This window comes from Streptomyces sp. A0642, from assembly GCF_004795105.1.
Lineage (GTDB): Bacteria > Actinomycetota > Actinomycetes > Streptomycetales > Streptomycetaceae > Streptomyces.
In genome coordinates, this window is record NZ_SSBL01000010.1 from 223,683 (window position 1) to 232,849 (window position 9,167).

At 69.3% G+C, this 9,167-nt stretch carries 2 protein-coding genes, 1 tRNA gene and 1 rRNA gene; 1 reads left to right on the forward strand and 3 read right to left on the reverse strand.

The window, feature by feature from the left end:
* Window positions 1-148 precede the first annotated feature (148 nt).
* Window positions 149-5,620 carry a HAMP domain-containing protein gene (locus E6R60_RS19820; protein ID WP_136327918.1) on the reverse strand — a complete coding sequence of 1,824 codons (5,472 nt, stop codon included), beginning with the start codon at window positions 5,618-5,620 and terminating at the stop codon, window positions 149-151.
* Between the two features lie 414 nt (window positions 5,621-6,034).
* On the opposite strand from E6R60_RS19820, the gene E6R60_RS19825 reads away from it, so the two are divergent.
* Window positions 6,035-8,653: a SpoIIE family protein phosphatase gene (locus E6R60_RS19825; protein WP_136327919.1), complete on the forward strand. Its 2,619-nt coding sequence runs from the start codon at window positions 6,035-6,037 to the stop codon at window positions 8,651-8,653.
* An 84-nt stretch (window positions 8,654-8,737) separates the two neighbouring features.
* Here the strand turns inward: E6R60_RS19825 and E6R60_RS19830 are convergent.
* Window positions 8,738-8,810, reverse strand: a tRNA-Thr gene (locus tag E6R60_RS19830).
* A 230-nt stretch (window positions 8,811-9,040) separates the two neighbouring features.
* Window positions 9,041-9,157 (reverse strand): 5S ribosomal RNA (gene rrf / locus E6R60_RS19835).
* Between the last annotated feature and the right edge of the window lie 10 nt (window positions 9,158-9,167).

Below are 9,167 nucleotides of genomic sequence, written 5' to 3' on the forward strand. Positions count from 1 at the left end.
CGGCCGCCACCACACCCTGTCACCGCGATGTCACTGTGCACACAGGGAAAACGCGGCGAGAGACCAGAAGGTTCCCCGGGATCCGCGATTCCACACTCCTTCCGACACGACCAGTCCCCACATCGCGACTGATTCGCTCAGTTAGTGATCACTCTCCGCGCATCCACTGCTCCATAACCGACAGAAGATGGTCGGAATCGACCGGCTTGGTCACGTAGTCGGATGCTCCCGACTCGATCGCCTTCTCGCGGTCGCCCTTCATCGCCTTCGCCGTCAGCGCGATGATCGGAAGACCGGCGAACTGCGGCATCCTGCGGATCGCCGACGTCGTCGCGTAGCCGTCCATCTCCGGCATCATGATGTCCATCAGGACGAGGGTCACCTCGTCGTGCTGCTCCAGGACTTCGATCCCCTCGCGCCCGTTCTCCGCGTACAGCACCGACAGACCGTGCTGTTCCAGCACGCTCGTGAGCGCGAAGACGTTGCGGATGTCGTCGTCGACGATCAGCACCTTCTCGCCGCCGAACCGGAACGTCCTGCGGACCTCGGGCTCCTGCTGACCGCCGAGCGCCCACGGCTCCTGCGGCGCGGGCCGGTCCGCCGGCGAGGCCGGACGGGGCTGCGGTGCGGACTGCTGCCGCCCGCCGCCCAGCGCCTTGCGCCGACGCCTCAACAGCCCTGCCGCACCACTCTGGTCGGGCCCGTTCCCCGGCGCCCCGGAGGCCTCCCCGAACGTCTGGAAGCCCGGACCGGAACCCTGGCCCGCCTCGGGCAGCCGGCCGCTCTCCACCGCCGCGCCGTGCGCCTCGATGGGCCCGGGGCCGAGCTGCGGATAACCCTGCGGCGGGAGTTCGCTCGGGTGCAGCGGCAGGTACAGCGTGAACGTCGAACCGCGGCCCGGCTCGCTCGCCGCATGGATCTCGCCGCCCAGCAGCCGCGCGATCTCCCGGCTGATGGAGAGACCGAGGCCGGTGCCGCCGTACTTGCGGCTGGTCGTCCCGTCCGCCTGCTTGAACGCCTCGAAGATCACCAGCATCTTGCTGGACGCGATCCCGATTCCGGTGTCGGTCACCGAGAAGGCGATCAGATCGGCGTCGGCGTCCCGCAGGGAGCCGGCTTCCAGCAGCTGCTCGCGGATGGCGTCCGGAACCTCCGCACCAGCGTGCCGGATCACCAGCTCGACGGCGCCGCTGTCGGTGAACTTCACCGCGTTGGAGAGGAGGTTGCGCAACACCTGGAGCAGCCGCTGCTCGTCGGTGTGCAGCGTGGCCGGGAGTTCCGGCGACACCCGTACGGAGAAGTCCAGCCCCTTCTCCGCGGTGAGCGGCCGGAACGTCGCCTCCACGTAGTCGACCAGCTGCACCAGCGCGATCCGCGTCGGGCTGACGTCCATCTTGCCCGCCTCGACCTTCGACAGATCGAGGATGTCGTTGATCAGCTGGAGCAGATCGGAACCCGCCCCGTGGATGGTCTCGGCGAACTCCACCTGCTTCGGCGACAGATTGCCCTCGGCGTTGTCCGCGAGGAGTTTGGCCAGAATGAGCAGCGAGTTGAGCGGTGTCCGCAGCTCGTGGGACATGTTCGCCAGGAACTCCGACTTGTACCGCATGGAGACGGCGAGCTGCTCGGCGCGCTCCTCCAGGACCTGGCGCGCCTCCTCGATCTCGGTGTTCTTGACCTCGATGTCGCGGTTCTGCTGGGCCAGCAGCTCGGCCTTCTCCTCCAGTTCGGCGTTGGACGCCTGGAGGGCCTTCTGCCGGTTCTCCAACTCCTGCGAACGGTCGCGCAATTGCTCGGTGAGCTGCTGCGACTGCTCCAGCAGCTTCTCGGTCGTGGTGTTGACGCTGATCGTGTTGACGCTCGTGGCGATCATCTCGGCCAGCTGGTTGAGGAAGTCCCGCTGGATGTGGGTGAACGGCTGGAACGAGGCCAGCTCGATCACGCCCAGCACCTTCCCCTCGAAGAGCACCGGCAGCACGATCACGTGCGCGGGCGGCGCTTCGCCGAGACCGGAGGAGATTTTCAGGTACCCCGGCGGCACGTTGTCCACCTGGATCGTCCGCTTCTCCTCGGCCGCCGTGCCGATGAGCGTCTCCCCGGGACGGAAGGACGTCGGCATGGAGCCCGCCGAATAGCCGTAACTGCCCCGCATGCGGAGCTCGTACGCACCCTCCTTGCCGCCCTCCGCACCCAGCGCGTCGGTGTCCCCGGTCGCCGTCGCGAGGAAGAAGGCGCCGTGCTGCGCGGAGACGACCGGGGTCAGCTCGCTCATGATCAGCGAGGCCACGTCGTCCAGATCGCGCCGTCCCTGCATCAGACCGGAGATCCGGGCGAGGTTGCCCTTGAGCCAGTCCTGCTCCTTGTTGGTGGCGGTGGTGTCGCGCAGGTTGGCGATCATCGTGTTGATGTTGTCCTGCAGGGCCTGGATCTCGCCCGCGGCGTCCACATCGATCTTGAGATTGAGATCGCCCCGGGTCACCGCGGTGGCCACGGCCGCGATGGCGCGGACCTGACGGGTCAGGTTCCCGGCCATCTCGTTCACGGACTCGGTGAGGTCGCGCCAGGTGCCGTCCACGTCCCGGACCCGCGCCTGGCCGCCCAGCTGGCCTTCCGTGCCCACCTCGCGGGCCACCCGGGTGACCTGGTCGGCGAACGAGGACAGCTGGTCGACCATCGTGTTGATGGTGTTCTTCAGCTCCAGGATCTCGCCGCGGGCGTCGATGTCGATCTTCTTGGTGAGATCGCCCTTGGCGATGGCGGTGGTGACCGTGGCGATCTGGCGCACCTGACCGGTCAGGTTGGACGCCATCGAGTTCACGGACTCGGTGAGGTCCTTCCACGTACCCGAGACCCCGGGGACGCGCGCCTGGCCGCCCAGCTCGCCCTCCGTGCCCACCTCGCGGGCCACGCGGGTCACCTCGTCGGCGAACGACGACAGGGTCGTCACCATCGTGTTGACGGTGTCGGCCAGTTCCGCGACCTCTCCGCGCGCCTCGACGGTGACCTTCTTCGTCAGGTCTCCGTTGGCCACCGCGGACGAGACCCGGGAGATGTTCCGCACCTGACTGGTCAGGTTGTTGGCCATCAGGTTGACGTTCTCGCTGAGGTCCTTCCAGATGCCCGTGGCCCCCCGGACGCGGGCCTGGCCGCCGAGGATGCCCTCGGTGCCCACCTCGCGGGCGACTCGCGTCACCTCGTCGCCGAAGTTCATCAGCTGATCGACCATCGTGTTGACGGTCGTGACCAGTTCGAGGATCTCGCCCTTGGCGTCGACGGTGATCTTCTTGGAGAGGTCGCCCTTCGCGACCGCGGTGGTGACCTCGGCGATGTTGCGGACCTGGAGGGTCAGGTTGTTCGCCATGCCGTTGACGGACTGGGTGAGGTCCTTCCACGTACCGGACACGCCCTGCACCTCGGCCTGGCCGCCGAGGATGCCCTCCGTGCCCACCTCCCGGGCGACCCGGGTCACCTGCTCCGCGAAGTTCGAGAGCTGGTCGACCATCGTGTTGAGGGTGTTCTTCAGCTCCAGGATCTCGCCGCGCGCGTCCACGTCGATCTTCTGCGACAGGTCGCCCCGCGCCACCGCCGTGGCGACCTGGGCGATGTTACGGACCTGAGCGGTGAGGTTCCCCGCCATGCCGTTCACCGAATCGGTCAGATCGCGCCATACGCCGGCCACGCCGGGCACCTGCGCCTGACCGCCGAGGCGGCCCTCCGTGCCCACGTCGCGCGCCACGCGCGTCACCTGCTCCGCGAAGGCGGAGAGCTGGTCCACCATCGTGTTGATGGTGTTCTTCAGCTCCAGGATCTCGCCGCGCGCGTCCACGTCGATCTTCTGCGACAGGTCGCCCCGCGCCACCGCCGTGGTCACCTGCGCGATCTGGCGCACCTGGGAGGTCAGGTTCCCCGCCATGAAGTTGACGGAGTCGGTGAGCTCCTTCCACGTACCGGAGACGCCGTCGACCCGCGCCTGACCGCCGAGGCGGCCCTCCGTGCCCACGTCACGCGCCATGCGCGTCACCTGGTCGGCGAAGGAGGACAGCTGCGCCACCATCGTGTTGACGGTGTTCTTCAGCTCCAGCATCTCGCCGGCCACGTCGACCGTGACCTTCTGCGACAGGTCGCCGTTCGCCACCGCCGTCGTCACCTGCGCGATGTCGCGCACCTGACCCGTCAGGTTCCGGAACGCCGTGTTGACGGAGTCCGTGAGGTCCTTCCAGGTGCCCGCCGCTCCCGGCACCTCGGCCTGGCCGCCCAGCCGGCCCTCGACGCCGACCTCCCGGGCCACCCGGGTCACTTCCGAACCGAAGGACTGGAGCTGGTCGACCATCGTGTTGACGGTGTTCTTCAGCTCCAGCATCTCGCCGGCCACGTCGACGGTGACCTTCTGCGACATGTCTCCGCTGGCGACCGCCGTCGTCACCTGCGCGATGTCGCGCACCTGGGTCGTCAGGTTCCGGAAGACGGTGTTCACCGAATCGGTGAGGTCCTTCCAGGTGCCCGCGGCGCCCGGGACCTGCGCCTGGCCGCCGAGCAGACCCTCGCCGCCGACCTCGCTGGCCACGCGGGTGACCTCGTCCGCGAAGGTGCGCAGCGTCTCCGTCATCTGGTTGATCGTCTCGGCGAGCTGCGCGACCTCGCCGCGCGCGCTCACCCGGACCTTCTGCGACAGGTCACCGTTGGCGACCGCCGTCGTCACCTCCGCGATGCCGCGCACCTGGGAGGTGAGGTTGCCGGCCATCGTGTTGACGGAGTCCGTCAGGTCCTTCCACACCCCGGCCACGCCCGGCACCGTGGCCTGGCCGCCGAGCTCTCCCTCGGTGCCGACCTCGCGGGCGACCCGGGTCACCTCGGAGGAGAACGACGACAGCTGGTCGACCATCGTGTTGACGGTGTTCTTCAGCTGGAGCATCTCACCGGCCACATGGACGGTGACCTTCCGCGACAGATCGCCCTTGGCCACGGCCGTCGTCACCAGGGCGATGTCCCGCACCTGCGCGGTCAGCCGGTACGCCATGGTGTTCACGGAGTCCGTGAGGTCCTTCCAGGACCCGGACATGCCGCGCACCTGGGCCTGGCCGCCCAGCTTGCCCTCGGTCCCCACCTCGACCGCGACGCGCGTCACCTGCTCGGTGAACGCGGACAGCTGGTCGACGAGGTTGTTGACCGTCCGGGCGACCTTCAGGAACTCGCCGCGCAGCGGCCGTACCGTCTCGTCCGCCGTGTGCGAGCGCAGTTCCATCCGCTGCTCGAGATCGCCGTCGGCCACCGCCGACAGCACCCGTCCGACTTCCGAGACCGGGCGGGCGAGATCATCGACCAGTTCGTTGGACGCGTCGATCGCGGCGGCCCAGGAACCCTCGCAGGCCCCCGTCTCCAGCCGCTCGGTGAGCTTGCCCTCCCGGCCGACCACGCGCCGTACGCGCGCGAGCTCGCCCGTGAGATGCACGTTGCGGTCGGCCACCTCGTTGAAGACCGCCGCGAGCTCCGCCATGACGCCGTCGCCGGAGACGGTCACACGCCTGCGGAAGTTCCCGTCGCGCATGGCCACCAGACCCGACAGCAGTCTGTTGAGTGCGGCGGCGTCGACTTCGACGGTTCCATTGCGCTGCTTCTTCACGGACTGTCCGCCTCCACTGCGCGTACCTGTCCCCCGCGCCGCCACGTCAGACTCCACCGTGTCCCTCCCGCAGGGGTTTGACCGAATCGCCCGGGCCTTGTCCGAGAGCTTGCCCAGATCCTGTATGGCTCACCGCCACACGCCACCGTCGACGGGTGACCATGCGGACGTCAAATCGTTGAAACGTACCAGGCCGGAAGCGGTCGGGGTGGAACCTCCCATGGTTGTCCCCCATCCCTCCCGGCGGAAGCCCACACTTGTCCGGTCACCCGCCTGTTCCTGCCCGTACGTGCCCGAACCCGGCCCTCGTGTATCCGGCACCTGCACGGAGCGTCTAGCCTGGCAGGCGAATCGAAGCGGCGAGAAACGGGCACAGGACTCGGGGAAGCGACGAGACACCATATGGGGAGTGCTGTGATCACGGCGCGCGCGGCTGCCACCTTCGACCCGGTGGGGCGCTCCGTCGCGACGGCCCGCGCCTTCGTCCGGGACACCCTCCAGGGGTGGGGGTACACCGATGTCGTCGACGACGCCGTCGTCCTCACCAGCGAACTCGTCACCAACGCGGTCGTCCACGCGGGCACGGCGGCGGACGTGCTGTGCCTGCGCACCGAGGACGGTGTCCGGGTCGAGGTCTCCGACCACTATCCGGAACGGGAGATCCCGCTCCAGTCCGCCGGGCTGGACTTCGCCGGCCCCGACCGGGAGGGCGGCCGCGGCCTCCTCCTGTGCGCGGCGCTCGCCTCCCGCTGGGGCGTCGAGTACTCCCCCACGCAGAAGCACGTCTGGTTCCAGCTCGATCTCCCCGCCCGGCCGGTGGGCATCCGGTCCGCGGGCCCGCTGCTCCCGGTCGGTCTGCTCCCCGTCACCGACGAACGGGTCAGGGTCGCCGTCGTCCAGATCGACAGCTCGGGCTCCATCGCGGCGTGGAACGACGACGCCACGTACCTGTTCGGGCACACGGCGGACCAGGTCACCGGCAAGCAGTTCACCGACTTCACCGCCTGGCCGCAGACCCCGGGCACCAACACCGGCATCGCCGACGCGCTGCGCCTCTCGCGCTGGGAGGGCAGCTACGGCATCCGTGCCGCCGACGGCCGCACGATCCAGGTCTACGGCTCCCACCTGCGCGTGCGGGACACCGAGGGCGAACCCTCGACGGTGTGCCTGCTGGTGCGCGACTACGAGCGGGCCGTGCTCCAGTCGCCGGTACGCACTCCGGTCTCGGACGCGGGCACCGAGAGCCGCACGACGGACCCCTTCGAGGTCTTCATCGGCTCGCCCGCGCCCGACGATCTCGACGGGCTGCTCCAGCGGACCGTCGAGCGGGCCCGCGACATGCTCGACGCCGACGCGGCCTTCCTGCTCCTGGCGACGGACGACGAGACGGAGCTGGAGGTACGGGCCACGACCGGCCTGCCCTCGGCCCGTCAGCGCTTCGCCCGCGTGCCCGTCGAGGCCGGCACCGGACGGTACGGCTCCGCGCGGATGCCCGCCGTCCATGAGGACCTGGACGCGGTACCCGGCGCGGTTCCGCTGCTCAGCGACACGGGCATGCGCTCGGTGGTCACGGTCCCGCTGAAGGTCGAGGGCCGGCTCACCGGCTCCCTGGGCGTCGCGGCCGAAGCCGCCGGGCGCTACTCGAACGAGGAGGCCCTGCGCCTCCAGTTCGCCGCCGACCGCATCGCCCTGGCCGTCGAGTCCGCCCGCCTGGGGGAACTGGAACGCCTGCGCCGCGGCTCGCTCTCCTTCCTCGTCGAGGCCTCCGACCTGCTGGCCGGCACGCTCGACCGGGACCAGACGCTGGCCCTGATGGCGCAGATGACCGTCCCCACCCTGGCGACCTGGTGCGCCGTCTACACGATCGCCGACCAGTCCTCGGATCCGTACCTGTCGTACGTGCTGCACGAGGACGAGGAGCTCATCGACGGCCTCAAGGCCCTGCTCTCCAAGATCGCCCCGCCGGACCCGGTGCCGACGCCCGGCGCACGTGTCTGGTCGGCGCCGTCCGAAGCCGCCCACCAGGCGGCGCTGCGCACCTCCATGCGCACCATCGGCCTCGGTGACCCCGGCGGGCTCGGCGCCGGCATCCGTACGACACTCGCCACGGCGGCCGCGGTGGGCGGGGAGACCGTGGTCCTCCCGCTCGTCGCCCGTAACCGGGTCATCGGCATGCTCACGCTCGGCAAGCCGTCCGACGACCACTTCCGCCAGGAGATCCTGGAACTGGCCGAGGACCTGTCGCGCAGAGCCGCTCTCGCGCTGGACAACGCCCGTCTCTATTCGGAGCGCATGGCGATCAGCCAGTCCCTCCAGCGCAGCCTGCTCCCGCCGGGCCTGCCCGACGTACCCAACGTCGAGATCGAGGTCATCTACCGGGCAGCCGGTGAGGGCAACGAGGTGGGCGGCGACTTCTACGACGTCTTCCCGATCCGTGACGGTGCCTACGGATTCGCCATCGGCGATGTCTGCGGTACGGGTCCCGAGGCAGCGGCGGTGACGGGTCTGGCCCGGCATGCCCTGCGCCTGCTCGCCCGCGAGGGCTTCAGCGGCCCCGCCGTCCTGGAGCGGCTCAACGCCGCGATCCTCGACGAGGGCGCCCGCAGTCGCTTCCTGACCCTTCTGTACGGCGAGTTGTGGCCCCAGGAGGACGGCAGCGCGCTCCTGAAGGTCGTCTGCGCCGGCCATCCCCTGCCGCTGCGCCTGCAGCAGGACGGCACGGTCGAAGCGGCGGCGGAACCGCAGCCCCTGCTGGGCGTCATCGACGATCTGGAGCTGTACGAGCAGACGGTCACCCTGGAACCGGGCGACGTCCTGCTGTGCGTGACCGACGGCGTCACCGAACGCCGGGAGGGCACCCGCATGCTCGGGGACGACGGGCTGGCGGACGTGCTGGCCAACTGCACGGGCCTGACGGCGGGTGCGGTGGCATCACGCATTCTGCGGGCCGTCGAGCGCTTCGCCGCCGAACCGGCCTCCGACGACATGGCCATCCTCGCGATGCGCGTACCCGTACCCCAGGCCGCCGGGTAAATCCTGCCGGTCCCGGAGAGGGCCGGATCCGCTCCGGACATGCGAAAGGCCCCCGCCACTCGGCGGGGGCCTTTCGTCTGGCTGAGCCCCAATGCGGAATCGAACCGCAGACCTTCTCCTTACCATGGAGACGCTCTACCGACTGAGCTATTGGGGCCTTGCTGCCCTGCGGCAACGAGCTAAAGCATACCCTGAATCAGGGGGTGTGCAAAACCGCCTGTCGCACCGTCACCGACCCGGCCCACCAGCGGTGTTGCGAGACCTCGCCCGCCCTCTGACCGCCCTCCGCCCGAGGCACTCGTCCCGCTCCGCGGTGCGCCGGCGAACCCGGGTCCGGAACGCAGAAAAGCCCCGTGCCACAAGGGCACGGGGCTTTCTACAATAATTGTTCGGCGGCGTCCTACTCTCCCACAGGGTCCCCCCTGCAGTACCATCGGCGCTGAAAGGCTTAGCTTCCGGGTTCGGAATGTAACCGGGCGTTTCCCTAACGCAATGACCACCGAAACACTATGAA